Origin of the sequence: Arthrobacter sulfonylureivorans (assembly GCF_022637435.1) — a bacterium.
Classification (GTDB): Bacteria; Actinomycetota; Actinomycetes; order Actinomycetales; family Micrococcaceae; genus Crystallibacter; species Crystallibacter sulfonylureivorans.
In genome coordinates this window covers 1,077,306-1,101,285 of sequence record NZ_CP093326.1, presented here as the reverse complement: position 1 = coordinate 1,101,285, position 23,980 = coordinate 1,077,306, and the positions used below count along the sequence as shown (strand labels likewise).

Annotated in this window: 38 protein-coding genes; 4 read left to right on the top strand and 34 right to left on the bottom strand. The window is 63.9% G+C overall.

What is annotated here, in order from left to right:
- Window positions 1-912 (top strand): flagellar hook-associated protein FlgL, encoded by a 912-nt coding sequence (gene flgL, locus MNQ99_RS05400; protein WP_277883601.1) that lies wholly within the window; start codon window positions 1-3, stop codon window positions 910-912.
- A complete protein-coding gene (gene fliW, locus MNQ99_RS05395) occupies window positions 909-1,292 on the top strand; it encodes a flagellar assembly protein FliW (RefSeq protein ID WP_241914694.1) in 384 nt (127 codons plus the stop codon). Before flgL ends, fliW begins: the two co-directional genes overlap by 4 nt.
- A gap of 191 nt (window positions 1,293-1,483) precedes the next feature.
- Here fliW and MNQ99_RS05390 read toward each other — a convergent pair whose 3' ends face one another.
- The 33 genes from MNQ99_RS05390 to rpsJ all read right to left on the bottom strand — a co-directional run bounded on the left by MNQ99_RS05390 (window position 1,484) and on the right by rpsJ (window position 21,306).
- Window positions 1,484-2,416: a tRNA pseudouridine synthase A gene (locus MNQ99_RS05390; protein WP_241914693.1), complete on the bottom strand. Its 933-nt coding sequence runs from the start codon at window positions 2,414-2,416 to the stop codon at window positions 1,484-1,486.
- Between the two features lie 188 nt (window positions 2,417-2,604).
- Window positions 2,605-3,168 carry a 50S ribosomal protein L17 gene (gene rplQ, locus MNQ99_RS05385; protein ID WP_241914692.1) on the bottom strand — a complete coding sequence of 188 codons (564 nt, stop codon included), beginning with the start codon at window positions 3,166-3,168 and terminating at the stop codon, window positions 2,605-2,607.
- Window positions 3,169-3,233: 65 nt separating this feature from the next.
- Window positions 3,234-4,238, bottom strand: coding sequence for a DNA-directed RNA polymerase subunit alpha (locus tag MNQ99_RS05380; RefSeq protein WP_127511086.1), 1,005 nt, complete (start codon window positions 4,236-4,238; stop codon window positions 3,234-3,236).
- 157 nt (window positions 4,239-4,395) lie between these two features.
- Window positions 4,396-4,797 (bottom strand): 30S ribosomal protein S11, encoded by a 402-nt coding sequence (rpsK, locus tag MNQ99_RS05375; RefSeq protein ID WP_127511085.1) that lies wholly within the window; start codon window positions 4,795-4,797, stop codon window positions 4,396-4,398.
- A gap of 46 nt (window positions 4,798-4,843) precedes the next feature.
- Complete coding sequence (rpsM, locus tag MNQ99_RS05370; protein WP_127511084.1) at window positions 4,844-5,218, bottom strand: 30S ribosomal protein S13; 375 nt, start codon at window positions 5,216-5,218, stop codon at window positions 4,844-4,846.
- Between the two features lie 157 nt (window positions 5,219-5,375).
- Window positions 5,376-5,489, bottom strand: coding sequence for a 50S ribosomal protein L36 (gene rpmJ, locus MNQ99_RS05365; protein WP_005267758.1), 114 nt, complete (start codon window positions 5,487-5,489; stop codon window positions 5,376-5,378).
- Between the two features lie 74 nt (window positions 5,490-5,563).
- A complete protein-coding gene (infA, locus tag MNQ99_RS05360; RefSeq protein ID WP_005267757.1) occupies window positions 5,564-5,785 on the bottom strand; it encodes a translation initiation factor IF-1 in 222 nt (73 codons plus the stop codon).
- Between the two features lie 256 nt (window positions 5,786-6,041).
- Window positions 6,042-7,085, bottom strand: a complete 1,044-nt coding sequence (locus tag MNQ99_RS05355) for a P1 family peptidase (protein ID WP_241914691.1) — start codon at window positions 7,083-7,085, stop codon at window positions 6,042-6,044.
- Window positions 7,086-7,202: 117 nt separating this feature from the next.
- On the bottom strand, window positions 7,203-7,451 hold the full coding sequence (locus MNQ99_RS05350) for a hypothetical protein (protein ID WP_241914690.1): 249 nt from the start codon (window positions 7,449-7,451) through the stop codon (window positions 7,203-7,205).
- Between the two features lie 60 nt (window positions 7,452-7,511).
- Entirely contained in the window at window positions 7,512-8,357 is an 846-nt protein-coding gene (locus tag MNQ99_RS05345; protein ID WP_241914689.1) for a metal-dependent hydrolase, read from the bottom strand.
- A gap of 115 nt (window positions 8,358-8,472) precedes the next feature.
- On the bottom strand, window positions 8,473-9,300 hold the full coding sequence (gene map / locus MNQ99_RS05340) for a type I methionyl aminopeptidase (RefSeq protein ID WP_241914688.1): 828 nt from the start codon (window positions 9,298-9,300) through the stop codon (window positions 8,473-8,475).
- 25 nt (window positions 9,301-9,325) lie between these two features.
- Window positions 9,326-9,901 (bottom strand): adenylate kinase, encoded by a 576-nt coding sequence (locus MNQ99_RS05335; RefSeq protein ID WP_241914687.1) that lies wholly within the window; start codon window positions 9,899-9,901, stop codon window positions 9,326-9,328.
- The gene (secY, locus tag MNQ99_RS05330; protein WP_127511078.1) at window positions 9,898-11,211 is read right to left on the bottom strand and encodes a preprotein translocase subunit SecY; all 1,314 of its coding nucleotides are present in this window, start codon (window positions 11,209-11,211) and stop codon (window positions 9,898-9,900) included. The genes MNQ99_RS05335 and secY overlap by 4 nt, the downstream gene beginning before the upstream one ends.
- Window positions 11,212-11,408: 197 nt before the next feature.
- Window positions 11,409-11,864, bottom strand: coding sequence for a 50S ribosomal protein L15 (rplO, locus tag MNQ99_RS05325; protein ID WP_241914686.1), 456 nt, complete (start codon window positions 11,862-11,864; stop codon window positions 11,409-11,411).
- A 2-nt stretch (window positions 11,865-11,866) separates the two neighbouring features.
- Window positions 11,867-12,079 (bottom strand): 50S ribosomal protein L30, encoded by a 213-nt coding sequence (gene rpmD, locus MNQ99_RS05320; RefSeq protein WP_127511076.1) that lies wholly within the window; start codon window positions 12,077-12,079, stop codon window positions 11,867-11,869.
- Window positions 12,079-12,783: a 30S ribosomal protein S5 gene (rpsE, locus tag MNQ99_RS05315; RefSeq protein WP_127511075.1), complete on the bottom strand. Its 705-nt coding sequence runs from the start codon at window positions 12,781-12,783 to the stop codon at window positions 12,079-12,081. Before rpsE ends, rpmD begins: the two co-directional genes overlap by 1 nt.
- Window positions 12,780-13,163 (bottom strand): 50S ribosomal protein L18, encoded by a 384-nt coding sequence (rplR, locus tag MNQ99_RS05310; RefSeq protein ID WP_127511074.1) that lies wholly within the window; start codon window positions 13,161-13,163, stop codon window positions 12,780-12,782. Before rplR ends, rpsE begins: the two co-directional genes overlap by 4 nt.
- A 3-nt stretch (window positions 13,164-13,166) precedes the next feature.
- A complete protein-coding gene (rplF, locus tag MNQ99_RS05305) occupies window positions 13,167-13,703 on the bottom strand; it encodes a 50S ribosomal protein L6 (RefSeq protein WP_127511073.1) in 537 nt (178 codons plus the stop codon).
- Between the two features lie 18 nt (window positions 13,704-13,721).
- On the bottom strand, window positions 13,722-14,120 hold the full coding sequence (gene rpsH / locus MNQ99_RS05300) for a 30S ribosomal protein S8 (RefSeq protein ID WP_127511072.1): 399 nt from the start codon (window positions 14,118-14,120) through the stop codon (window positions 13,722-13,724).
- An 83-nt stretch (window positions 14,121-14,203) separates the two neighbouring features.
- Window positions 14,204-14,773 (bottom strand): 50S ribosomal protein L5, encoded by a 570-nt coding sequence (rplE, locus tag MNQ99_RS05295; RefSeq protein ID WP_127511071.1) that lies wholly within the window; start codon window positions 14,771-14,773, stop codon window positions 14,204-14,206.
- Complete coding sequence (gene rplX / locus MNQ99_RS05290) at window positions 14,773-15,138, bottom strand: 50S ribosomal protein L24 (RefSeq protein WP_127511070.1); 366 nt, start codon at window positions 15,136-15,138, stop codon at window positions 14,773-14,775. Before rplX ends, rplE begins: the two co-directional genes overlap by 1 nt.
- Before the next feature lie 3 nt (window positions 15,139-15,141).
- Complete coding sequence (rplN, locus tag MNQ99_RS05285) at window positions 15,142-15,510, bottom strand: 50S ribosomal protein L14 (RefSeq protein ID WP_127511069.1); 369 nt, start codon at window positions 15,508-15,510, stop codon at window positions 15,142-15,144.
- A 389-nt stretch (window positions 15,511-15,899) separates the two neighbouring features.
- The gene (gene rpsQ, locus MNQ99_RS05280; RefSeq protein WP_127511068.1) at window positions 15,900-16,199 is read right to left on the bottom strand and encodes a 30S ribosomal protein S17; all 300 of its coding nucleotides are present in this window, start codon (window positions 16,197-16,199) and stop codon (window positions 15,900-15,902) included.
- Window positions 16,196-16,543, bottom strand: a complete 348-nt coding sequence (gene rpmC, locus MNQ99_RS05275) for a 50S ribosomal protein L29 (RefSeq protein ID WP_127511067.1) — start codon at window positions 16,541-16,543, stop codon at window positions 16,196-16,198. Before rpmC ends, rpsQ begins: the two co-directional genes overlap by 4 nt.
- A gap of 2 nt (window positions 16,544-16,545) precedes the next feature.
- Window positions 16,546-16,962 (bottom strand): 50S ribosomal protein L16, encoded by a 417-nt coding sequence (gene rplP, locus MNQ99_RS05270; RefSeq protein WP_127511066.1) that lies wholly within the window; start codon window positions 16,960-16,962, stop codon window positions 16,546-16,548.
- The gene (gene rpsC / locus MNQ99_RS05265) at window positions 16,963-17,811 is read right to left on the bottom strand and encodes a 30S ribosomal protein S3 (RefSeq protein WP_127511065.1); all 849 of its coding nucleotides are present in this window, start codon (window positions 17,809-17,811) and stop codon (window positions 16,963-16,965) included.
- Window positions 17,812-18,177 carry a 50S ribosomal protein L22 gene (gene rplV / locus MNQ99_RS05260; protein ID WP_074701290.1) on the bottom strand — a complete coding sequence of 122 codons (366 nt, stop codon included), beginning with the start codon at window positions 18,175-18,177 and terminating at the stop codon, window positions 17,812-17,814.
- 38 nt (window positions 18,178-18,215) lie between these two features.
- Complete coding sequence (rpsS, locus tag MNQ99_RS05255) at window positions 18,216-18,497, bottom strand: 30S ribosomal protein S19 (protein ID WP_074701289.1); 282 nt, start codon at window positions 18,495-18,497, stop codon at window positions 18,216-18,218.
- Between the two features lie 12 nt (window positions 18,498-18,509).
- Window positions 18,510-19,349, bottom strand: coding sequence for a 50S ribosomal protein L2 (gene rplB / locus MNQ99_RS05250; protein ID WP_127511064.1), 840 nt, complete (start codon window positions 19,347-19,349; stop codon window positions 18,510-18,512).
- Window positions 19,350-19,379: 30 nt separating this feature from the next.
- Window positions 19,380-19,685, bottom strand: a complete 306-nt coding sequence (rplW, locus tag MNQ99_RS05245) for a 50S ribosomal protein L23 (protein ID WP_127511063.1) — start codon at window positions 19,683-19,685, stop codon at window positions 19,380-19,382.
- A complete protein-coding gene (rplD, locus tag MNQ99_RS05240; RefSeq protein WP_127511062.1) occupies window positions 19,682-20,323 on the bottom strand; it encodes a 50S ribosomal protein L4 in 642 nt (213 codons plus the stop codon). Before rplD ends, rplW begins: the two co-directional genes overlap by 4 nt.
- A 4-nt stretch (window positions 20,324-20,327) precedes the next feature.
- Window positions 20,328-20,981, bottom strand: coding sequence for a 50S ribosomal protein L3 (gene rplC, locus MNQ99_RS05235; protein WP_127511061.1), 654 nt, complete (start codon window positions 20,979-20,981; stop codon window positions 20,328-20,330).
- A gap of 16 nt (window positions 20,982-20,997) precedes the next feature.
- On the bottom strand, window positions 20,998-21,306 hold the full coding sequence (gene rpsJ, locus MNQ99_RS05230) for a 30S ribosomal protein S10 (protein ID WP_003803825.1): 309 nt from the start codon (window positions 21,304-21,306) through the stop codon (window positions 20,998-21,000).
- Window positions 21,307-21,791: 485 nt separating this feature from the next.
- On the opposite strand from rpsJ, the gene MNQ99_RS05225 reads away from it, so the two are divergent.
- Window positions 21,792-23,327 (top strand): glycoside hydrolase family 1 protein, encoded by a 1,536-nt coding sequence (locus MNQ99_RS05225; RefSeq protein WP_241914684.1) that lies wholly within the window; start codon window positions 21,792-21,794, stop codon window positions 23,325-23,327.
- A gap of 5 nt (window positions 23,328-23,332) precedes the next feature.
- On the opposite strand, the gene MNQ99_RS05220 is transcribed toward MNQ99_RS05225, so the two are convergent.
- Complete coding sequence (locus MNQ99_RS05220) at window positions 23,333-23,470, bottom strand: hypothetical protein (RefSeq protein WP_164745350.1); 138 nt, start codon at window positions 23,468-23,470, stop codon at window positions 23,333-23,335.
- 118 nt (window positions 23,471-23,588) lie between these two features.
- On the opposite strand from MNQ99_RS05220, the gene MNQ99_RS05215 reads away from it, so the two are divergent.
- Window positions 23,589-23,969 carry a VOC family protein gene (locus tag MNQ99_RS05215; RefSeq protein WP_127511059.1) on the top strand — a complete coding sequence of 127 codons (381 nt, stop codon included), beginning with the start codon at window positions 23,589-23,591 and terminating at the stop codon, window positions 23,967-23,969.
- Window positions 23,970-23,980: the final 11 nt, after the last annotated feature.

Genomic DNA, 23,980 nt, shown 5'->3' with positions numbered 1-23,980 from the left:
ATGATTTCGCGAGTCACTAACCAAACGATGAGCAGCTTTGCGCAGCGCAATCTGCAAGACAACATGGCACGTATTGCCAAGCTGCAGGAACTGGCAGCCGGCGAGTCGCTGATTACCCGCCCGTCGGACGACCCGACCGGTACGGCGGACTCCATGCGCACTCGGGCAGATATTCGGGCCAACGAACAGTACAAACGCAACATCGACGATGCAAACGGCTGGCTTACTACGGCCGATTCAGCCTTGGGAACGGTCACCGGTCTGTTGAACAAGGCCCGCGATCTCACTATCCAGGCCTCAAACGGCTCCCTCACGCCAACGGCACGAGAAGCAATCGCTCTGGAGCTCGACAGCATCAAGTCAAGCCTTCTGGATGCGTCGAAAACCCAGTATCTGGGCCGAAGCGTTTTTGCAGGCAATTCAGACGGAAAAGTCTTCGACTATACGGACGTAGCGCCCTACAAATTTGATGGCCCGGATTCCACCGTGGATCGGCGTATCGGAGCGAACCTCACTGTGCGTGTGGACGCAGACGGCGCCTCGGTCTTCGGTGAGGATGGGACCGACGTGAATGGTAATCCGACCACATCGGTCTTCGCTCTCCTGGAGTCCATGTCAGCAGATCTTCGCTCCGGCGTGGATGTCAGCGATCGACTGAATGCCATCGATGCCAAGCTGAACACTGTGATCAATGCCCGCGCCGAGGTCGGTACCCGCCATGCACAGATCCTGAAAGCCCAGGAGACGAACTTGGACGAAGCTGTTTCGCTGGAAGCCCGCCGCTCCGGGATCGAGGATCCGGACTTGGGCAAGGTGGTGCTGGACCTGAAGATGCAGGAGGTGGCTTACCAGGCAGCCCTGCAGGTCACGGCGCGTGTGCTGCAGCCGACGCTGATGGACTTCCTGCGGTGAGCGCCTCGCTGACCTTCGTCGCTCCTCCCCCGGGTCTGGCTCCGCTGGTGAACTTCACCTTGGACGAGATCGATGGTGCGGCCGGCCTGTACTCCTTGCAACCAGTGGCCGAACCAGCCAAGCGCCTGTTCGTGCTAGACGCGGCGACCTACCTGAACCAATACACGCCCGTGATTTCCGACGACGACCGGGCAGCCCTGGACCTCAACGCCTCCGAGGACGCCATGGTGCTGGTGGTAGCCAACCCAGGCGAATCCGGGACCACCGTAAACTTGATGGCTCCGATCGTCGTCAACGTCCACACCGGCGTCAGCGCCCAGGTCATCCTAGAGGGCCAGGACTGGCCGCTTCGCGCCGAATTGACACCGCAGGCGGCCTAGCAGCACTTCGCTCGACGGCTGGCTATCTGCATAGTGGTGGGAGAAGTCAGACGTCTAAAACCATTGTGTTTAATGCATTTGCCATGCAAGATTTAGCCAGCAGGGTCCAATGGACCTGCTGGGGGATCCGGGATCACACCGGTTGAATGGCTTCCGGCGGCTCATGGGGGAACCGCCGGAAGCAATCCACCTCACCCCTCGTCAGGGTCCGAGCGCTTGGCCCTGGTTTGCTCAGCGCGGCGCAGCAGTTCGCCACCGTCCGGATAGAGCACTTCTTCCAGCACCAACGGATGCGGCGGGGCCAACTTGGTCTGCGAATCGCGGACCTTCGCCAGCATCCGGTCACGCAGCCACTCTGCCGACTGCTCACCGCTGCCGACCATCAGCGACGCGCCAATCAGCGAACGTACCATGTTGTGGCAGAAGGCATCAGCCTGAACGGTGGCAATGACCACGCCGTCGGCATCACGGGTGAATTCAAACTTCTGCAACTCACGAATGGTGGTGGCGCCTTCGCGCGGTTTGCAGAACGCCAAGAAGTCACCGATGCCCAGGAGTTTGGCGGCGGCCTCGTTCAGCAGGTCGACGCCGAGAGCGTGTTTGTGCCAGAGCGTGGTGTTGCGGAACAACGGATCCCATAGCTCGGCGTCGTCCGCGATGCGGTAGCTGTAGCGGCGCCACAAGGCTGAGAACCGGGCGTCGAATCCTGCCGGTGCGATGACAGCCCGCCTGACCTCGATGGCCCCGGCGAGGTCCCGATAGGGCACCGGTGCGCCGACGCGGCCGCCAAGCACCTTGGCCAGCACGCCGCGTAGCCGTCGAACCAAGGCATGTCCGGGGTCCACCTCCTGCCCTCGTGCGAGTCCGTGCCACTCCTTTGCTTCCAGGTCGAAATGCACCACCTGACCTCGGGCATGCACGCCGGCGTCGGTGCGGCCGGCAACGGTGAGCCGGACCGGCCGTCGGATCATTATCTCCAGCGCTTCCTCGAGAGCGCCTTGGACGGTCAGCCTGCCGGGCTGCACAGCCCATCCGCTGAAGGGACCGCCGTCGTACGCCACGTCCATCCGGACGCGCACAAGATCGCCGCCCCGGTCAGGGACGGCGGAGGTGTTCAGTTGCATGGGGTTAATGCTACCGGGAGCCCGTTAGCAGTATTCGGAAGCTGCCGGACACCCGGATGAGTTGCAGGCAGCCGCCACACCGCTCCCCCAAGCCGAGCATCGCCGTCGTTGTTTGAAATTTCTTGGGTACGCAGAAGCCCGCCGCTCCCCTAAGGGAACAGCGGGCTTCAGACAGCGAAAGTGAAGAACTACTTCTTCTCTTCGGTGGCTTCCTCAGCGGACTCGGCCGACGGAGCGGACTCCGCGGAATCAGCCGACTCGGCGGAATCGCCGGACTGTGCGGACTCGGGCGACTCAGCAGACTCGGCCGAAGCGGTCTCTTCCTCGACCGGGGCCGGGGCAGCCTTGGCGGTGGCCTTCTCGGCCTCGTTCACCACGGCCTGCTTCGGGGAAACGGGCTCCAGCACCAGTTCGATGACTGCCATGGGGGCGTTGTCGCCCTTGCGGTTGCCGATCTTGGTGATGCGGGTGTAGCCGCCGTCGCGGGCGGACATGACCGGAGCGATGTCGGTGAACAGCTCGTGCACGATGCCCTTGTTGCTGATTACGGCCAGCACGCGGCGGCGCGAGGACAGGTCTCCGCGCTTGGCGAAGGTGATCAGGCGCTCTGCGAACGGGCGCAGGCGCTTGGCCTTGGTGACCGTGGTGGTGATCCGCTTGTGCTCGAAGAGAGCGGCAGACAGGTTGGCGAGCATCAGGCGCTCGTGGGCAGGACCGCCTCCGAGGCGCGGACCCTTAGCGGGGGTAGGCATTATGTTTTCTCCTCAATGGTGCCGCTGTGCGCTCCCGAGCGCCAAGGCGGCAGAATTCTTGCGATTTAGAGTTCGTCCTCGAAGGTTTCGTCCTCGTCGATGGCAGCCGCGCGGGCAGCCAGATCGAACCCAGGAGGCGAATCCTTCAGCGACAGACCCAGTTCCACCAGCTTTGCCTTGACCTCGTCGATGGACTTGGCACCGAAGTTGCGGATGTCCATCAGGTCGGCCTCGGAGCGGGCAACGAGTTCACCCACGGAGTGGATGCCCTCACGCTTAAGGCAGTTGTAGGAACGGACCGTCAGCTCCAGGTCCTCGATCGGCAGGGCCATGTCGGCAGCCAGGGCGGCGTCCGTGGGGCTCGGGCCAATCTCGATGCCTTCGGCGGCGGTGTTCAGCTCGCGGGCCAGGCCGAACAGTTCAACCAGGGTGGTTCCGGCAGAGGCGACGGCGTCGCGCGGTGCAATGGAGTCCTTGGTTTCGACGTCGACAATCAGGCGGTCGAAGTCGGTGCGCTGCTCAACACGGGTTGCCTCAACCTTGAAGGTCACCTTCAGCACCGGCGAGTAGATGGAGTCAACCGGGATACGGCCGATCTCCTGGTCGCCGGACTTGTTCTGGGCTGCCGACACGTAGCCACGGCCGCGTTCGATGGTCAGTTCGAGTTCGAACTTGCCCTTCTCGTTCAGCGTGGCGATGTGCAGGTCCGGGTTGTGGAATTCCACGCCGGCCGGCGGAGCAATGTCTGCAGCGGTGACGACGCCGGGTCCCTGCTTGCGCAGGTAGGCAACCACGGGCTCGTCGTGCTCGGAGGAGACGGCCAGGTTCTTGATGTTCAGGATGATCTCGGTGACATCTTCCTTCACACCCGGCACGGTGGTGAACTCATGCAGCACGCCGTCGATGCGGATGCTGGTTACGGCAGCACCCGGGATCGAGGACAGCAGCGTGCGGCGGAGAGAGTTTCCGAGGGTGTAGCCAAAGCCCGGCTCCAACGGTTCGATGACGAACCGGGAACGGTTATCGGCCACTACTTCTTCAGTAAGGGTGGGGCGCTGTGCAATGAGCACTTAGTTTCCTTTCAGCGAGCATCCGCTATATGACGCAGCACGAATTGGTGGAAATGGGCGGCTGGTCAGCCTCCAGCGTGGAACTTTCGGCCGCCGACAGGATCTCCCGCAAACGTGGGAGGACTCTGTGCGGCGGCCAAAAGTATCCTTGGGCTGATTAGACGCGGCGGCGCTTCGGCGGACGGCATCCGTTGTGGGCGCTGGGGGTGACGTCCGAGATGGAGCCAACCTCGAGGCCAGCGGCCTGCAGCGAACGGATGGCGGTCTCGCGTCCCGACCCCGGGCCCTTCACGAAGACGTCGACCTTCTTCAGGCCGTGCTCCTGGGCGCGCTTGGCAGCCGATTCGGCGGCCATCTGCGCGGCGAACGGAGTGGACTTGCGGGAGCCCTTGAAGCCCACCTCGCCGGCCGAGGCCCACGAGATGACGGCACCGGACGGGTCCGTGATGGACACGATGGTGTTGTTGAAGGTGCTCTTGATGTGCGCCTGGCCCAGCGCGATGTTCTTTTTGTCCTTGCGACGCGGCTTGCGGACCGCTCCACGAGTCTTGGGGGGCATTTCTTCTCCTACAAAGTTGGTTGGTAGCTAGCTGACCGGCTGGGAATCAGCGGGTCTTCTTCTTACCGGCGACGGTACGCTTCGGGCCCTTGCGGGTACGGGCGTTGGTCTTGGTGCGCTGTCCGCGGACGGGCAGGCCGCGGCGGTGGCGGATGCCTTCGTAGCTGCCGATTTCAACCTTGCGGCGGATGTCGGCTGCAACTTCGCGGCGGAGGTCGCCTTCAACCTTGTAGTTGCCCTCGATGAAGTCACGCAGCTGAACGAGCTCAGCGTCGGTGAGGTCCTTGACGCGGGTGTCCGGGCTGATACCGGTCTCCGCGATAACCTGCTCTGCACGGGTCTTGCCCACGCCGTAGATGTAAGTCAGGGCGATAATTACCCGCTTTTCGCGGGGAATATCTACGCCAGCGAGACGAGCCATATTGGCGGTTCTCCTTGTTGTATCCGGAGGTCTGAAGCAGCACATCCCCGTTGTGCGGGTCCCCGGCCTCCGTGCCGGGGGTATGCAGGTTGCCCTGCTGCGCTGCCTTTATTGAGTTACTACGCGTGGGCGTGCGGCCCCTGCTAAAGCAGGAGTCTTAGCCCTGGCGCTGCTTGTGGCGCGGGTTCTCGCAGATCACGATGACGTTGCCCTTGCGACGAATCACCTGGCACTTGTCACAAATCCGCTTGACGCTCGGCTGGACCTTCATGGTTTTCCTTTGCGTTGTTAGCTGATGCTGTTGTAACTACTTACGTTCCCCGCGGTTGCCCGCGGCATAAGTCTTTACTTGTAGCGGTAGACGATACGGCCCCGTGAGAGGTCGTACGGGCTGAGTTCCACCACAACGCGGTCCTCGGGGAGGATCCTGATGTAGTGCTGACGCATCTTTCCTGAGATATGAGCCAGCACAACGTGCCCGTTGGTCAACTCAACGCGGAACATCGCATTGGGCAGAGCCTCCTGCACAGTGCCTTCAATCTCAATGACACCGTCTTTCTTAGCCATATCCTCCGCTAACGTCAGTAACCATCGCTGACGCGGTGGCTAGTTTTTGGGTTTTGCTTGCCGCTACACCCACTGACGCCGTACGAAACCAAACGGCTTTCGCGGGCGCCATGCACCCGAAGATGGGCATGAAAGTAGAGACAACCAACAGACAACTGTACTCCGGATGCGGGATTAAGTTAAATCCGGATAACGGTTGGGCAGCGGCCCCGCGCTGCCCAGCGCAATGCCCCGTGTGATGCCGCGGCGCAACGCCTCAGTCCGGGTACGGGTACTTTTCCAGTACGACGCCGGAGCCCTCCACCCGTTCGGCGCTCACCACCGCGTCCCTGATGGCAGCGGTGACCGCCTCCGCGGCGAGCACGTGCAGTTCCGCCCGGGCATCCATCGGACCTTTCTGGACCAAGGGCTGCGCTCCGGTGGCCAGGGTGAAGACCACATCTCCGTCCATCAGCGTGTGCGACGGGCTCAGCGCCCGGGCCAGCCCGGCGTGCGCGGCGGAGGCGGCCCGTTTGGCTTGGGCCGGATCCAGCACCGCGTTGGTGGCGACCACACAGAGGGTGGTGTTCAGCGGGGCGGCCGACGTTCCAAACCCCGGTGGCGGGCCAGCGGCAGCGTCCTCCCCCGGAGGTCCACCAGCGGCGCCGTCCTCCCCCGGTGGTCGACCAGGGCGCGCAGCGCCCGTGTGGAGACCTTCCGCCCCACTTCCCGCGCCGTGGAACGGCATGCCGACGGCGTTCACCACCGCCAGCGCGCCAACCACCACGCCGTCGTTCGCGCCGCTCATCCGCAGCGAGGCGGTCCCCACACCCCCCTTGTACTGCTGGAAGCCCATGGCCGCACCGGTGCCGGCGCCGACGTTGCCGCGCTGCACCGCGCCGAAGTCTTGCATCGCGCCCGCGGATGCAGCGGCGTCGTACCCCATCTGCTCATCAGGGCGGGCCGTGATGTCCCCGCCCCGGCCCAGGTCATAGATGGCTGCCGCCGGGACAATCGGCACCACGGCGTTCGCCGTGCGGTAACCGAGTCCTTGTTCCTCCAGCCAGCGCTGTGCCCCGTGTGCGGCGATCAGCCCGAAGGCGCTTCCGCCGGCCAGCACCACCGCGTCCACGGTCGGCACCAGGGTGGTGGGGTCCAGGGCGTCGGTTTCGTGCGTGGCCGGCCCTCCGCCGCGCACGTCCACGGCGCCCACGGTGCCAGGCGGCGGCAGCACCACGGTGACGCCGGTGAGCCAACCGTCGCCGGTCTTTTGGACCTGGCCCACGCGGATGCCGGGCACATCGGTGATGGAAGAAGCCATGGCCTCATCCTCACCCGGCAGCTGCGCCGGAGCAAGGATGGGGCCATTCAGTGAGTTGGCCCGGCGGGCACCCGGGTGTTGCCGGGCGGCCCATCCGGCGCGGACCGCCCGGCGGCATCATGGCCTGTTCCGCCGCCGGCGCCGGAGCAACGCGGCCGCGCCGATGCCGGCGAAGGAGGCGGTCAGCACGCCAATGACCGCCGTCAGGAGGACCCGCAACCCGCCCGGCTGCGTCTCATCCCCAGCGCCGGAGACGAGGGTGAAGCCAGCGTTCACCGCCGGGAGCAGAACCGTTGCGAAGAGCGCGGCAACGACCACCACCAGCACCACCGCTTTCCCATCGATGCGCTTCGGATTCCGGCTCATGCAGTCTCTCCTCTGGTTCTTCCCAATTCGTCTTTTACTGTCGGCGGAGGGCCGCGGGGGTCAGCCGGCGCCGAGCGCCGTCAGGCCCCGGTGTCCAACGTCCACGCAAGCGCCCACGAACAGTATGACTACGTAGGCGCTGACCGGCACCAGCAACGCCCATTCGCGCACGGACCCGGCATTTCCCAGCAGCGGCAGCGCGAAATAGCCGTTCCGCCGCCAGATGGTGTTCAGCAGCGGGACACGGCGCCAGACCTTGGGCGGCTTGATGCGTAGGGGCCAGAGCAGATTCACTCCCCCGGTGGTCAGCATGTCGCCGAGCACATGCATGACCACGCCGATGCCCATGGCCAGCGGGAACCAGTTCTGATGTTCCGGGGCGTACAGGGCGATGAACGCGGCCACCGACACGCCCACGGCCCACGGAATCTTCTGCAGCCCGTCGGGCAGGAACTTGAGGGCTTTGGCCGCGAAGGCAACCAGCAGCACGCACAAGATGCCCGCACCCGGATAAACCGTGCCGAACCATTCGGTCTCCACCGTCCAGAGCCCGGCAACCCACGCCGTGGCCACGAAGGCCACCAAGCCGATCAGCGAGTGGGTGCCTCGGCGATGTCCGCCGGCCAGCGCCCCCACGCCGGCGCAGACCGAGTTGGAGAGCGGGGGCAGCGAGTGGGCGATGGTGGCGTTGTGGTGGTCTGCGTCCGGCACCAGCGCGGCGCCTGCGGTCACCATGGCTCCGGTGATCAGGCCCAGCGGCCCGACGTCCAGCAGTCCCCAGCCCAAGGTGAGGCTCTGCTCGCCCCAGCCCATCGGCGTCGTAATGGCATCCAACGGCACGTGCACCTGGCTGGTGAGGGCGATCCAGGCGGCGGCGCCGGAGAGGGCGTGGTGGGATCCCATCATGGTGCGGGACATCCTTTCGGGGAATTTCATTAAACGCCCGAAGGCCGGTCCGGCTGGACGATCTATCCAGCGGGACCGGCCTTCGGGCGATGAAGTCGGGCCGGGCAGCCGGCAGCTAGTCCAGCGGCACCGGGGTAACGCCCAGCGGAGCCAGCCGTGCCGCTCCCCCGTCTTCGGCCGTCAAGACCCAAATGCCGCCGTCATGCACGGCCACGGTGTGCTCCCACTGGCAGGAACGCGAGCCGTCCGTGGTCACCACGGTCCAGTCGTCGTCCAGCACCTTGGTCTCGATGTCCCCGCGGACCAGCATTGGTTCGATGGCCAGGCACAGCCCGGGGCGGATCTTCGCCCCGCGGTGGTTGGTCCGGTAGTTCAGCACGTCCGGGGCTTGGTGCATGGCGGTGCCGATGCCGTGGCCAACGTAGTCCTCCAGGATGCCCAGCGGCTTGCCGGGCACGGAGGACACGTAGTCATCGATGGCGTTGCCGATGTCGCCCACGCGATGGCCGTTGGCCAGGGCGGCGATACCCCGCCACATGGCTTCCTCGGTGACATCGGAGAGCCGCTGGTCTTCCGGATCGGCGGTGCCCACGATCACGCCGCGTGCGGAGTCGCCGTGCCAGCCGTCCACGCTGCAGCCGCCGTCGACCGAGATGATGTCTCCGTCCTGGAGCACCTTGCTTCCGGGGATGCCGTGGACCACTTCCTCGTTGACGGAAACGCAGACCGTGGCCGGGAAGCCGTGGTACCCCTTGAAGTTGCTCTTGGCGCCGGCTTCGTCCAGCACCGCTTCGAAGGCCGCGTCCACGTCCGCCGTGGTGGCGCCGGGGACGGCAGCGGCAACCGCGGCGTCAAGGGCGCGGCTGACCACCAGACCGGCGGTGCGCATTTTGCGGATCTGGTCATTGGTCTTGTATTCGATGCTGGGCTGGCGGAACGCCATGGGCTGTCTCTGACTCTCTGGGGTGTTAGGCCGTGACGGACTTGAGCGCGTTCATGATCCGCTCGGTGACCTCGTCGATGTCGCCGATGCCGTCAACGGTGGCCACAATGCCGCGCTCCGCGTAGCGGTTCACGACGACGGCGGTCTCCTCGTGGTACAGGGCCAGCCGGCGCCGGATCACTGTCTCGTTGTCGTCGCTGCGGCCTTCCTGCGCGGCGCGGCCGAGCAGGCGCTGGACCAGTTCCTCGTCGTCGGCGGTCAGCTGCAGGACGATGTCCAGCTGTGTGCCGGCCTCGGCGAGGATGTTGTCCAGTTCGTCCACCTGGCCGCTGGTGCGGGGGTAGCCGTCCAGCAGGAAGCCGTCGGCGGCGTCCGGCTGCTTCAACCGGTCGCGCACCATGTTGTTGGTGACGCTGTCCGGCACGAACTCGCCCTTGTCGATGTACTTCTTGGCTTCGATGCCTAGCGGCGTCTCTTCCTTCACGTTGGCGCGGAAGATGTCTCCGGTGGAGATCGCGACGATGCCCAACCGGTCGGAAATGCGGGAGGCCTGGGTGCCCTTGCCGGATCCGGGCGGGCCGATAATGAGCATTTGTGTCATCGCAGAAGTCCTTCGTAGTGGCGTTGCTGTAGTTGTGCGTTGATTTGTTTGACGGTCTCCAATCCCACACCAACCATGATGAGGATGGAAACGCCGCCGAACGGGAAGTTCTGGTTAGCGTTGATGAGCACCAGCGCGATCAGCGGGATCAGCGAGATGATGCCCAGGTAGAGCGCACCGGGCAGCGTGATCCTGGCCAGCACGTACTGCAGGTACTCCGCGGTCGGGCGGCCGGCCCGGATGCCCGGGATGAAGCCGCCGTACTTCTTCATATTCTCCGCGACTTCCTCTGGGTTGAAGGTGATGGCCACGTAGAAGTAGGTGAAGAAGACGATCAGGGAGAAGTAGACCGCCATGTAGAACGGCGAGTCCCCGCTGACCAGGTACGTGTTGATCCAGTTGACCCACTCCGGCGGCGCGGTGGTGCCGTCGGTCGGCGTGTTGAACTGCGCGATCAGGGACGGCAGGTACAGCATCGACGACGCGAAGATCACCGGGATGACGCCGGCCATGTTGACCTTGATCGGAATGTAGGTGCTGGTACCGCCGACGGTGCGGCGTCCCACCATGCGCTTGGCATACTGCACCGGGATCCGGCGCTGCGACTGTTCCACGAAGACCACCGCAGCCACGGTCAGCAGGCCGACCAACAGCACGCCGAGGAAGACGTTCACACCCTGGGTGTTCCAGATCTCGCCCAGCGAGCTCGGGAAACCGGCGGCGATCGAGATGAAGATCAGCAAGGACATGCCGTTGCCGACACCCTTCTCGGTGATCAGCTCGCCCATCCACATGATCAGGCCGGTGCCCGCGGTCAGTGTCAAGATGATCAGGCTGATCACGACCAGGTTGTCTTCGGGGATGATCGGAACCGGGCAGTTGCCCAGCAGAGCCCCGCTCCGCGCCAGCGACACCAGCGTCGTGGCGTTGAGCAGGCCCAGGGCGATTGTCAGGTAACGGGTGTACTGCGTCAGTTTGGACTGGCCCTGTGGACCTTCCTGGTGCAGTTCCTGGAACCGCGGGATGACCACGCGCAGCAGCTGCACGATGATGCTGGCGGTGATGTACGGCATGATGCCGAGGGCGAAGATGGACACCTGCAGCAGCGCGCCGCCGCTGAACAGATTGACGAACTGATACAGCCCGCCGCTGGTATTGCCCAGCGCCAGACACTGCTGCACGTTGCCGTAGTCCACACCCGGTGCCGGGATGAATACGCCCACGCGGTAGATCGTCATGATCCCCAGCGTGAACAGCAACTTGCGCCGCAGGTCCGGCGTCCGGAATGCCCGGCCAATTGCGCTAAGCAAGCGTCCTCCCAAAAAGTTTCTGATGCCGCTGCGCGGCAAGTCACAAGATCCGAGTCTATCGGCTCGGCCCGTTCGCATTAAACGGATTAAGAATACGTCGTGTGCCTTTAAAGCGGCTGAACTCGTGGCGACCGGCGAATACCGGCCACCACGAGTTCAGTCAGGGGCTGCTAAAAGACTGCACCCGGTACGGGCTGCTAGAGCGCCGTCACGGTGCCGCCAGCGGCGGCAATCTTCTCAGCGGCACTGGCGGAGAAGGCGTCAACCTTCATATCGACCTTGACGGTGATGTCGCCGGTGCCCAGGACCTTCACGGGCTGGTTCTTGCGAACCGCGCCCTTGGCCACCAGGGCCTCCACGGTCACGTCGCCGCCTTCGGGAAACAGCTCATTGAGCTTGTCCAGGTTCACCACCTGGTACTCCACCTTGAACGGGTTCTTGAAGCCGCGCAGCTTCGGCAGGCGCATGTGCAGCGGCAACTGGCCGCCGGCAAAGCCAGCCTTGACCTGGTAACGGGCCTTTGTACCCTTGGTACCGCGACCGGCGGTCTTACCCTTGGAGCCTTCACCACGACCAACACGGGTCTTGGCGGTCTTGGCACCGGGGGCAGGACGCAGGTGGTGGACCTTGAGAGTCTTGTTCTCTTCTGCCATCTTTACTTCGCCTCCTCAACCTTCACCAGGTGAGAAACAGTGTTGACCATGCCAACGGTCACTGCATCGGCGCTACGGACAACGGTGTGTCCGATGCGCTTCAGGCCCAGTGAACGCAGCGTGTCGCGCTGGTTCTGCTTGCCGCCAATGACGGACTTGATCTGCGTGATTTCCAACTGTGCATCCGACGGAGTCAGATTCTTGGGCGTGGTCATTACGCACCTGCCTTCTGCATGTTGCGCAGCAGGATCGCCGGAGCAACGTCTTCCAGGGGCAGGCCACGGCGGGCTGCCACGGAGCGGGGCTCCTCCAGGCGACGCAGCGCGTCGACGGTAGCGTGCACGATGTTGATCGCGTTGGACGAACCCAGCGACTTGGAGAGCACATCGTGGATGCCGGCGCACTCGAGTACGGCGCGGACCGGACCGCCGGCGATCACACCGGTACCGGCAGCGGCCGGACGCAGCATGACAACGCCTGCAGCAGCTTCGCCCTGCACCTGGTGCGGAACGGTTCCGGCGATGATCGGGACACGGAAGAAGGACTTCTTGGCCTCTTCCACGCCCTTGGCGATCGCTGCCGGGACTTCCTTGGCCTTGCCGTAGCCCACGCCGACCATGCCATTGCCGTCGCCGACAACTACCAGAGCCGTGAAGCTAAAGCGGCGGCCGCCCTTGACGACCTTGGACACGCGGTTGATGGTGACGACGCGCTCGAGGAACTTGTCCTTCTCGGCATCGCGTGCATTGTCGCGGCCACGTCCGCGGCCACCACGGTCGCCGCCGCCGCTACGTTCGCCACGACGTCCGCCGCGGCGGTCGTCCTGGCCGGAAGCAGCGGTGGTCTCAGCGGATCCCGCGGCAGCGGTCTCAGTTGCTTCAGTCACCTGAGTTTCCTTTTCGTTGTTCTCAGCGGTCACAGTGCCAGCCCACCTTCACGTGCGCCGTCGGCAACCGCTGCGATGCGGCCGTGGTACCGGTTGCCGCCGCGGTCGAAGACCACAGCCTCAACACCGGCAGCCTTGGCACGCTCGGCCACGAGCTCGCCGACGCGCTTTGCCTTGGCAGACTTGTCGCCATCGAGGGCCCGCAGATCGGCTTCCATGGTGGAAGCAGAAGCCACGGTGATGCCCTTGCTGTCATCGACAACCTGGACAAAGATGTGGCGTGCGGAACGGTTGACCACCAGGCGCGGACGGACCGCGGTACCGGTGATGCGCTTGCGGACGCGCAGGTGGCGGCGGCCGCGTGCTGCGGACTTGGACTTTGAGGTCCGCTTCTTATTAATGCTGATCGCCATGGTTTACTTACCAGCCTTTCCGACCTTGCGGCGGATTTGTTCGCCGGCGTAGCGAACGCCCTTGCCCTTGTAGGGGTCGGGCTTACGCAGCTTGCGGATGTTGGCAGCAACTTCGCCGACCTGCTGCTTGTTGATGCCGGAGACGGAGAGCTTGGTAGCACCCTCCACGGCGAAGGTGATGCCTTCGGGGGCATTCACGATCACCGGGTGGCTGAAGCCCAGGGCGAACTCGAGGTCCGAGCCCTTGGCCTGCACGCGGTAACCGGTGCCGACGATCTCGAGGTCCTTCTTGTAGCCCTCGGTCACGCCAACGATCATGTTGTTGATCAGCGTGCGGGTCAGGCCATGCAGGGACCGGGATTCGCGCTCGTCGTTCGGGCGGCCAACGGTCAGGGTGCTCTCCTCGAGGGAAGCCGTGATGGGCGAAGCCAGAGTGTGGCTCAGCTCGCCCTTGGCGCCCTTGACGGAGACGACGTTGCCGTCGACCTTGACCTCAACGCCAGCGGGAACGGTGATGGGGAGACGTCCAATACGTGACATTTAATCTCTTCCTTTCCGTTACCAGACGTAAGCGAGGACTTCGCCGCCCACGCCCTTCTTGCCGGCCTGACGATCAGTCATCAGTCCGGAAGAGGTGGACAGGATTGCGATGCCCAGGCCACCGAGCACGTGCGGCAGGTTGGTGGACTTCGCGTAAACGCGCAGACCGGGCTTGGAAATGCGGCGGATGCCGGCGATGGAACGCTCGCGGCTCGGACCGAACTTGAGTTCCAGGGTCAACTTCTTGCCGACCTCGGCCTCTTCTTCCTTCCAGCCGGCGATGTAGCCTTCGGCCTTCAGGATGTCGGCGACGCGAGCCTTGAGCTTGCTGTACGGCATCGACACCGTGTCATGGTAAGCCGAGTTGGCGTTGCGCAGACGCGTGAGCATGTCTGCGACAGGATCTGTCATAGTCATTGTGGGCTCTTGCCCTTCCTCGTAACGGTTTCCTCGCTCCGGACAGCACTGGGCGCCGGGGCGGGACCTTTCACGTAGCTAGATTAATCTTCGGTCTTGAACGGGAAGCCAAGCGCCTTCAACAGCGCACGGCCCTCGTCATCGGTCTTTGCGGTGGTCACTACGGTGATGTCCATGCCGCGCACGCGGTCGATCTTGTCCTGATCGATCTCGTGGAACATCGACTGCTCGGTCAGACCGAAGGTGTAGTTACCGTTTCCGTCGAACTGCTTGCCGTTGAGGCCGCGGAAGTCGCGGATACGGGGCAGAGCCAGCGAAACCAGACGGTCCACGAATTCCCACATGCGGTCGCCGCGCAGCGTCGCGTGGGCGCCGATCGGCATGCCTTCGCGCAGCTTGAACTGGGCGATGGACTTGCGGGCCTTGGTGACCTGCGGCTTCTGGCCGGTGATCTGGGTCAGGTCGCGGACGGCGCCGTCGATGAGCTTGGAGTCCTTGGCGGCATCTCCCACACCCATGTTGACAACGACCTTGACCAGGCGCGGAACCTGGTTCACGTTCTCGTACTTGAACTCGTCCCGCAGAGCCTGCTTGATCTCGCCGGCGTAGCGAGTCTTCAGACGGGGGACGATCTTGGTGACAGTCTCAGTCATTAGAGGTCCTTCCCGGAGGCCTTGGACACGCGGATGCGCACAGTGCGCTCACGGCCATCACGCTCGACGGTTTCGGTGCGGTAGCCAACCCGGGTCGGCTTCTTGGTCTCGGGATCGACGATCGCCACGTTCGAGATGTGGATCGGAGCCTCAACGGTCTCGATGCCACCGGTCTTCGTGCCGCGGTCCGACTGTCCGGCCTTGGTGTGCTTGGTGACGCGGTTGACGCCTTCAACCAGCACGCGGTTGGTCTCCGTGAACACCTTCAGGACCTTGCCCTGCTTGCCGCGGTCGCCGCCGCGCTCAGCCTTGGCACCGGTGATGACCTGAACCAGGTCACCCTTCTTGATCTTGTACTTAGCCATGGACTACAGCACCTCCGGAGCCAGCGAAATGATCTTCATGAACTTCTTGTCGCGAAGCTCACGGCCGACCGGACCGAAGATACGGGTGCCGCGGGGATCGCCGTCGTTCTTGAGGATCACGGCTGCGTTCTCATCGAACTTGATGTAGGAACCGTCCGCACGGCGGCGTTCCTTCTTGGTGCGAACGATGACAGCCTTGACGATGTCACCCTTCTTGACGTTGCCGCCCGGAATTGCGTCCTTGACGGTGGCAACAATGGTGTCGCCAATGCCTGCGTAGCGACGGCCGGATCCGCCGAGAACGCGGATGGTCAAGATTTCCTTGGCCCCCGTGTTGTCGGCGACCTTCAGTCGCGACTCCTGCTGAATCACTTATTACTCCTGTCGTCGCGCCGGTTCTCATAGCTGAGCCTTGCGGAACGGATATGGGTAGCCCGCACCGTAACTCCCCCTGGCCACACGTGTGTGCGGTCCGAAGGCGGTTGCGGGAATTTGCCTATTCTGTCCATGCGGAAGGATGGATGGTCTTTCCAAACGGCACAGGCAAGATTACTAGTTTATGACCAAGACACCCCGGACGTGAAATCACGGCCAGGGGCTTGTACTTTTCAAAGGGTCCGCGGTCAATACTTCAGCAACCGCCTTCCCTTCCAAACCCTTCCGGTTGCTCCGGCGAACCGGGATCCATGGTGCCGGAAGGGAAACTTAAAGGGTGCGGGGCCCGCCCGCTCTGCAGGCGGGCCCCGCACAGGACCTAAGTCCTACTTGGCCTTTTCAATGATCTCGACCAAGCGCCACCGCTTGGTGGCGGACAGCGGCCGGGTCTCGGCGATCAGAACCAGGTCGCCGATGCCGGCGGAGTTCTGCTCGTCGTGGGCCTTGCGCTTTTCGGTCCGGCGGATCACCTTGCCGTACAGCGCGTGCTTCACGCGGTCCTCAACCTCGACCACGATGGTCTTGTCCATCTTGTCCGAGACGACGTAGCCGCGGGCGGTCTTACGGTAACCGCGAGCCTGAGTGGCTTCTTCCACAGTTGCATCCTTGTTAGTGTTTTCGCTCACTTGGCCTCATCCTCCGAAGCGGGGGCTGCGGTCTCGGCGGTGTCGGCTTCTGCAGCCTTTTCAGACTTCTTAGCCTTCTTGGCCTTCTTCTCCTCGGCCGGGGCTTCAACTGAAACCTCGACGTCGGGGCGAATGCCCAGCTCGCGCTCACGCAGCACGGTGTAGATGCGTGCGATGTCGCGCTTGACTGCCTTCAGGCGGCCATGGTTTTCCAGCTGACCGGTGGCGGACTGGAAACGGAGGTTGAACAGCTCCTCCTTGGCCTTGCGCAGCTCCTCTGCGAGACGGTCCTTATCGAATGTCTCGAGCTGATCGGTTGCCAGTTCCTTTGAACCAACTGCCATTTCTATTCACCACCTTCGCGACGCACAATGCGTGCCTTCAACGGCAGCTTGTGGATCGCCAGGCGCAGTGCCTCGCGAGCTACCTCTTCATTGACACCGGAGAGTTCAAACAGAACCCGACCCGGCTTGACGTTTGCGACCCACCATTCCGGCGAACCCTTACCGGAACCCATACGGGTTTCGGCGGGCTTCTTGGTCAGCGGGCGGTCCGGATAAATGTTGATCCAGACCTTGCCGCCACGCTTGATGTGGCGGGTCATCGCAATACGGGCCGCTTCAATCTGGCGGTTGGTGACGTATGCCGGCGTCAGAGCCTGGATACCCCACTCGCCGAAGCTGACCTCGGTGCCGCCGGTAGCAGCGCCGGAACGACCCGGGTGGTGCTGCTTACGGAACTTAACTCGACGTGGGATAAGCATTTAAGCTTCTCCTCCTTCTGCCGCGGTGTTCTGAGCAGTAGCTCCTGCCTCAGCGGCAGGAGCGTCGGCCTTGGCTGCACCCTCGCCTGCGGCGGGAGCGGCAGGACGGTCATTACGACGACGGCGCTCGCCACCAGCGGCGGGGCGGCCCGGACGGTCGCCACGGCCACGCGAGGACGGAGCGGCAGCCTGCTGGGCAGCCAGTTCCTTTGCGGTCACGTCGCCCTTGTAGATCCAGACCTTGACGCCGATGCGACCGAACGTGGTCTTGGCCTCGAAGAAGCCGTAGTCGATGTTCGCACGCAGGGTGTGCAGGGGCACACGGCCTTCGCGGTAGAACTCCGAACGGCTCATTTCAGCGCCGCCGAGGCGACCGGAGCACTGGACACGGATGCCCTTGGCGCCGGCGCGGGTGGCGGACTGCATGGCCTTCTTCATGGCGCGGCGGAAAGCCACGCGCGAAGTCAGCTGCTCGGCGATGCCCTGGGCAACCAGCTGAGCTTCGATCTCCGGGTTCTTGACCTCGAGGATGTTCAGCTGCACCTGCTTGCCGGTGAGCTTCTCCAGCTCGCCGCGGATGCGGTCTGCTTCGGCGCCGCGGCGGCCAATGACAATGCCGGGGCGTGCGGTGTGGATATCCACACGAACACGGTCACGGGTACGCTCGATCTCAACCTTCGCGATGCCCGCGCGGTCCATGCCCGTGGACATCAACTGGCGGATCTTCACGTCCTCGCGGACGAAGTCCTTGTAGCGCTGGCCGGCCTTGTTGCTGTCAGCGAACCAGTGGGAGACATGGTCGGTGGTGATACCGAGTCGGAATCCGTGCGGGTTTACTTTCTGTCCCACTTACTGGTCCTCCTCTTTCTCCGGGGTAGCTACAACAAGCGTGATGTGGCTGGTCCGCTTATTGATGCGGTAGGCACGCCCCTGGGCGCGCGGCTGGAACCGCTTCATGGTGGGGCCTTCATCTACGAATGCTTCGCTGATATAGAGGTCGCTCTCGTCAAAGGCGACGCCGTCACGGTCCGCGAGAACGCGGGCGTTGGCGACGGCCGACGCGAGTACCTTGCTGACCGGCTCTGAAGCTGCCTGGGGGGCAAACTTCAAGATTGCCAGAGCCTCATTCGCCTGCTTGCCACGAACAAGGTTGACGACGCGCCGGGCCTTCATAGGCGTCACGCGGATATGGCGCGCAATAGCCTTGGCTTCCATTGCTTTCCTTCTCTCGTCTTCTGCCGTAAGAGCAGCGCCTAGCGGCGCTTGCCCTTGCGGTCGTCCTTCACATGGCCGCGGAAAGTCCGCGTCGGGGCGAATTCGCCGAGCTTGTGCCCGACCATCGACTCGGTGACAAACACCGGGATGTGCTTGCGTCCGTCGTGTACGGCAATCGTGTGCCCGAGCATGTCGGGGACGATCATCGAACGGCGGGACCACGTCTTAATGACGTTCTTGGTGCCCTTTTCGTTCTCTGCAGCTACCTTCACGAAGAGGTGCTGATCGACGAAGGGGCCTTTCTTCAGGCTGCGTGGCATGTTCCCAGGCTCCTATCGCTTGTTCTTGCCAGTACGACGGCGACGCACAATCAGGCGGTCGCTTTCCTTGTTCGGGCGGCGGGTGCGGCCCTCGGGCTTGCCGTTCGGGTTGACCGGGTGACGGCCACCGGAGGTCTTGCCCTCGCCACCACCGTGCGGGTGGTCGACCGGGTTCATGGCCACACCGCGGACGGTCGGGCGGACGCCCTTCCAGCGCATGCGGCCGGCCTTGCCCCAGTTGATGTTGGACTGCTCGGCGTTGCCAACCTCGCCGACGGTTGCGCGGCAGCGCACGTCAACGTTGCGGATTTCGCCGGACGGCAGACGGAGCTGGCCGTACTTGCCTTCCTTGGCTACCAACTGCACGGAGGCGCCGGCGGAGCGGGCCATCTTGGCACCGCCGCCCGGACGCAACTCCACAGCGTGGATCACAGTACCGACGGGGATGTTGCGCAGCGGCAGGTTGTTGCCCGGCTTGATGTCGGCGCTAGCGCCGGCCTCAACGGTGTCTCCCTGCTTCAGCTTGGCCGGAGCCAGGATGTAGCGCTTGGTGCCATCAACGTAGTGCAACAGAGCGATCCGCGCGGTGCGGTTCGGGTCATACTCGATGTGAGCGACCTTGGCGGGCACGCCGTCCTTGTCGTGGCGACGGAAGTCGATCAGACGGTACTGGCGCTTGTGTCCGCCGCCCTTGTGGCGGGTGGTGATCTTGCCGGAGTTGTTACGGCCGCCGGACTTGGTCAGCGGACGCAGCAACGACTTTTCCGGTGTCGACCGCGTGATTTCGGCAAAGTCGGCTACGCTCGAGCCGCGACGGCCCGGTGTAGTCGGCTTGTATTTACGGATTCCCATAGTTCAATTCCTCGTTAAAGTGGTCTCCGCTTAAGAAAGCGGACCGCCGAAGATGTCAATTGTGCCTTCCTTCAGGGTGACAATGGCGCGCTTGGTGTCCTTGCGCTGTCCCCATCCGAACTTGGTCCGCTTGCGCTTACCGGCACGGTTGATGGTGTTGATCGAGTCGACCTTGACGGAGAAAATCTTCTCCACGGCCAGCTTGATCTCGGTCTTGTTAGAGCGCGGGTCGACGAAGAAGGTGTACTTACCTTCGTCGATCAGGCCGTAGCTCTTCTCCGAGACGACGGGAGCAATGATCACGTCGCGGGGATCTTTTGTGGTGGTCGCGCTCACTTGGCGTCCTCCTTGGCAGTTGCGTTAGCTGCAGTCTTGTCGCCGGTTTTATCTGCGATGAAAGCCTCGAAGGCGGCCTGGGTGAAGACCACGTCGTCGGAAACCAGCACGTCGTAGGTGTTCAGCTGATCCACGTAGATGGTGTGAACACCCTCGATGTTGCGCAGGCTCAGGGCCGCAACATCGTTGGCGCGCTCGATGGCTACGAGCAGGTTCTTGCGGTCGGTGATGGCGCGCAGGGTCTCGGTAACAGCCTTGGTGGACGGCTTGTCGCCGGCAACCAGTGCGTCCACAACGTGGATGCGGCCGTTGCGTGCCCGGTCAGACAGGGCGCCGCGCAGGGCAGCAGCCTTCATCTTCTTGGGCGTGCGCTGGCTGTAGTCGCGCGGGGTCGGGCCGTGCACCACGCCGCCGCCGGTCATGTGCGGAGCGCGGATCGAACCCTGACGGGCGCGGCCGGTGCCCTTCTGCTTGAACGGCTTGCGGCCGGCACCGGAAACCTCGGCGCGGGTCTTGGTCTTGTGGGTTCCCTGACGGGCAGCAGCGAGCTGTGCGACGACGACCTGGTGCAGCAGCGGCACGTTGGTCTGGACGTCGAAGATCTCTGCAGGCAGGTCAACCTTGATCGTGTTAGCCATTGAACTAGGCTCCCTTCACAGCGGAACGGACGAGAACGACCGAGCCGCGGGCACCGGGAACGGCACCCTTGATCAAGAGCAGCGAGTTCTCGGTGTCCACAGCGTGAACGGTCAGGTTCAGTGTGGTCTGTTGGACGGCGCCCATGCGGCCGGCCATGCGCTGGCCCCGGAAAACGCGGCCCGGAGTGGACGCGCCACCGATGGAACCGGGCTTACGGTGGTTCTTGTGCGCGCCGTGCGAGGCGCTTACACCGGCAAAGCCGTGACGCTTCATGACACCAGCGAAGCCCTTGCCCTTGGTGGTTCCGACGACGTCGACCTTCTGGCCGGTCTCGAACAGCTCCACGGAGAGTTCCTGGCCCAGCTCGTAGGAGTCGGCGTCGGCAGTGCGCAGCTCGACCACGTGGCGGCGCGGGGTAACCCCGGCCTTCTCGAAGTGGCCGGCCAGCGGCTTGGTCACCTTGCGCGGGTCGATCTGGCCGTAGCCGATCTGGACGGCGGTGTAGCCGTCGACGTCCGCAGAGCGCAGCTGGGTGATGACGTTGGAGTCAGCCTTGACGACGGTGACCGGGATGAGCCGGTTGTCCTCGTCCCAGACCTGGGTCATGCCGAGCTTGGTACCCAGCAGTCCCTTTACTTGGCGTGCAGTGGTAGACATATGAATCCGCACTCCCCTACAGCTTGATTTCGATGTTCACGTCCGCCGGCAGGTCGAGCCGCATCAGCGAATCGACGGCCTTGGGCGTGGGATCGATAATGTCGATCAGCCGCTTGTGGGTGCGCATTTCAAAGTGCTCCCGGCTGTCCTTGTACTTGTGCGGCGACCGGATAACGCAGTACACGTTCTTCTCGGTGGGCAGCGGCACGGGGCCGACTACCGTTGCGCCTGCACGCGTGACCGTCTCAACGATCTTCCGTGCTGAAACATCAATGACCTCATGGTCATATGACTTCAGACGGATGCGGATTTTCTGTCCCGCCATGGCGTCTCCGCTCTCTTTCTCAGTGCTGCTCTGTGGACTTTCTTCCTGTGCGCCCCACTGGCCGGATCTCCCCGTGCCTGGCGCTCCTCCAACAGACTGAATCCGGATGAATCCGGGTTCCTCACCCTGCCGAGGCTCCGACCCCCGCGGTCGGGCGTGTCGCGAACCTTCTGCGCACTCCGCCCGCTCAAAATGGAGGGTGGGTTATATTTGGGCTTTCATCTCTGTGGAGCCTGACCCTGCCCCGGGCATTATCCCGGGCGGGACACAGCTTCGCACATAGACATGCAAAAGCGCTTGAACAACTTGTCTAGTGTGGCAGATTTTGGCCGCGATTGCGAATCGACGCCTGTGGCACCGGGCCCCGGCCGCTGAGGCGGACGCGCTCTGGCGCGCGCCGTCCTGCGGTGCAATGCTGGTGCCTACCCGCTCCGGAGGGACCTGTGTTGAAGCGGGAGCTGTAGTCAAAGGGAGGATAGGCGCGAATGGCACTGGGCACCGATCATCTGGCGGCCTTGCTACCGTCCGACTTTACCCTGGGTGTAGCCACCGCGGCGTTCCAAATCGAGGGCGCCGTGGCCGAAGACGGCCGCGGGCCGTCCGGCTGGGACGCCTTCACCCATGAGCCGGGCCGGATTGCCGGCGGAGCCACGGCGGATACAGCCTGCGACCACTACCACCGGATGCCGCTGGACGTGCGTCTTCTGGCCGAGCTTGGCGTGGACTCGTATCGGTTTTCGTTGTCCTGGCCGCGCATCCAGCCCGGCGGCAAGGGCCCGGTCAACCAGCGGGGCATCGACTTCTACGACCGGCTGCTGGATGAGTTGTTGGCACGGGGCATTTCCCCAATGTGCACGCTGTATCACTGGGACACGCCGCTGCCGCTGGAGCGTGTCGGCGGCTGGCTGAACCGGGACACCGCCTACCGGCTGGCCGACTTCGCCGCCATCGCCGCGGATAGGTTCGGCGACCGGGTGGACCGCTGGGTGACCATCAACGAGCCGACCACCGTTACCCTCAACGGCTACGGCTTGGGCGTCCATGCGCCTGGCCAGGCCGGGCTGTTCGATGCCCTTCCTGCGGCGCACCATCTCATCCTCGCGCACGGGCTCAGCCTCTCGGCGCTGCGGGCCGGCGGAATCTCGGGCGAGGCTGGCATCACCAACGTCTACTCCCCCGTGGTCGGAGCAAAGCACGGGCTGGCGCACGATGTGCTGGTGGAACTGTTCGACGTGCTGCACAACAGGATGTTCTCCGACCCGGTGCTGCTGGGCCGCTACCCGAGCTTCAATCCGGTACTCAAATCCTTCCTGCAGTACCTGCGGGAAATTCCGGACGAAGACCTGGCGGTGATGAGCCAACCACTGGACTTCTACGGACTGAACTACTACTTTCCCACCCGGATCGGCCTCGGTCCGGGTCCTTCCACCGGGCCGGACGCAGTCCCCGACGGGCTGCCCGAGCCGCTCAGGCAGCAGGGCGCGGACCTGCCGTTCCATCTGGCCGGCTGGCCCGGCTATGCGCGGACCGAGTTCGGCTGGCCGGTGGCGCCGGACTACCTGCCGGTGGCCTTGGCCAATATGGCGGAGCGCTATCCAGACCTGCCGCCGGTCTACATCACGGAAGGAGGTGCCAGCTTCAAGGACGTGGTGGTCCCGGATGCGCTCACGAACGAACCGTCCGTGGCCGACGTCCGGCGGGTGGACTATCTGGCCCGGCATCTTGAGGCCGCCCTGACCGCCACGGCACCCAACGGGCCCGCCGCCGGCATCGACCTGCGCGGCTATTACGTCTGGACTTTAATGGACAACTTCGAATGGGCAGCCGGCTACAGCCAGCGGTTCGGGCTGGTCTACGTGGATTTCGCGACCCAGCAGCGAATCCGCAAGTCCTCATTCCATTGGCTGAAAGACCTCGCTGCGCTCCGCCGTCGCGATTCCGGCGCTCGAACCGCCGCAGCACGGGCGCACACAGTCTCGGCGGAGAGCACGCCCGAGGAACGCGCACAGCCGCAGGCCTGATTTTCCTACTGTTTGCCGCCGTTCGCGCGCCGGACGCGGCGGACACGGTCCAGTTCATGGCGGAAATACCGCCTGCCCCAGAAAACTGCCCCGACCACTGCGGCGATTAGGCCAATGATGATCCACACGATGAGCCATTCCATGGTTCCGATCCTAGCGGCCGGACCGCAAATTTCGTGGTGCTCCACCGGTTCCAAGGGCGGCGGGCAGGACTATTCTGGGAACTGTCCACAGCATATGCTCCCAGGAGGCTGAAATACCATGCTCAGCACCACCACCATGACGACGGTCCTGCCCGTGAAGGACTTGGACCGGGCGCGCGCGTTCTACCAGGACTCCCTCGGCTTGAAGCCGGCGGGCACCAACGGAGACGATTCGATGATGTTTTCCAGCGGCGGGTCCAACGCCGTAGAACTCATCGTCCGACCGGACGCCGATACCTCGGACCACACCTCGGTCAGTTTCGAAGTGGCCGATCTTGAATCCGAAATGTCTGACCTGGCTGGAAAGGGCATCCACTTCGCCGATTACGATCTGCCGGGCCTGAAGACCGAGAACCACATCGCCGTCAGCGAGCACCAGCGGTGCGCGTGGTTCCCCGACTCGGAAGGCAACATTCTCTGCCTGCACCAGAACATCTGATTCCACCGGGG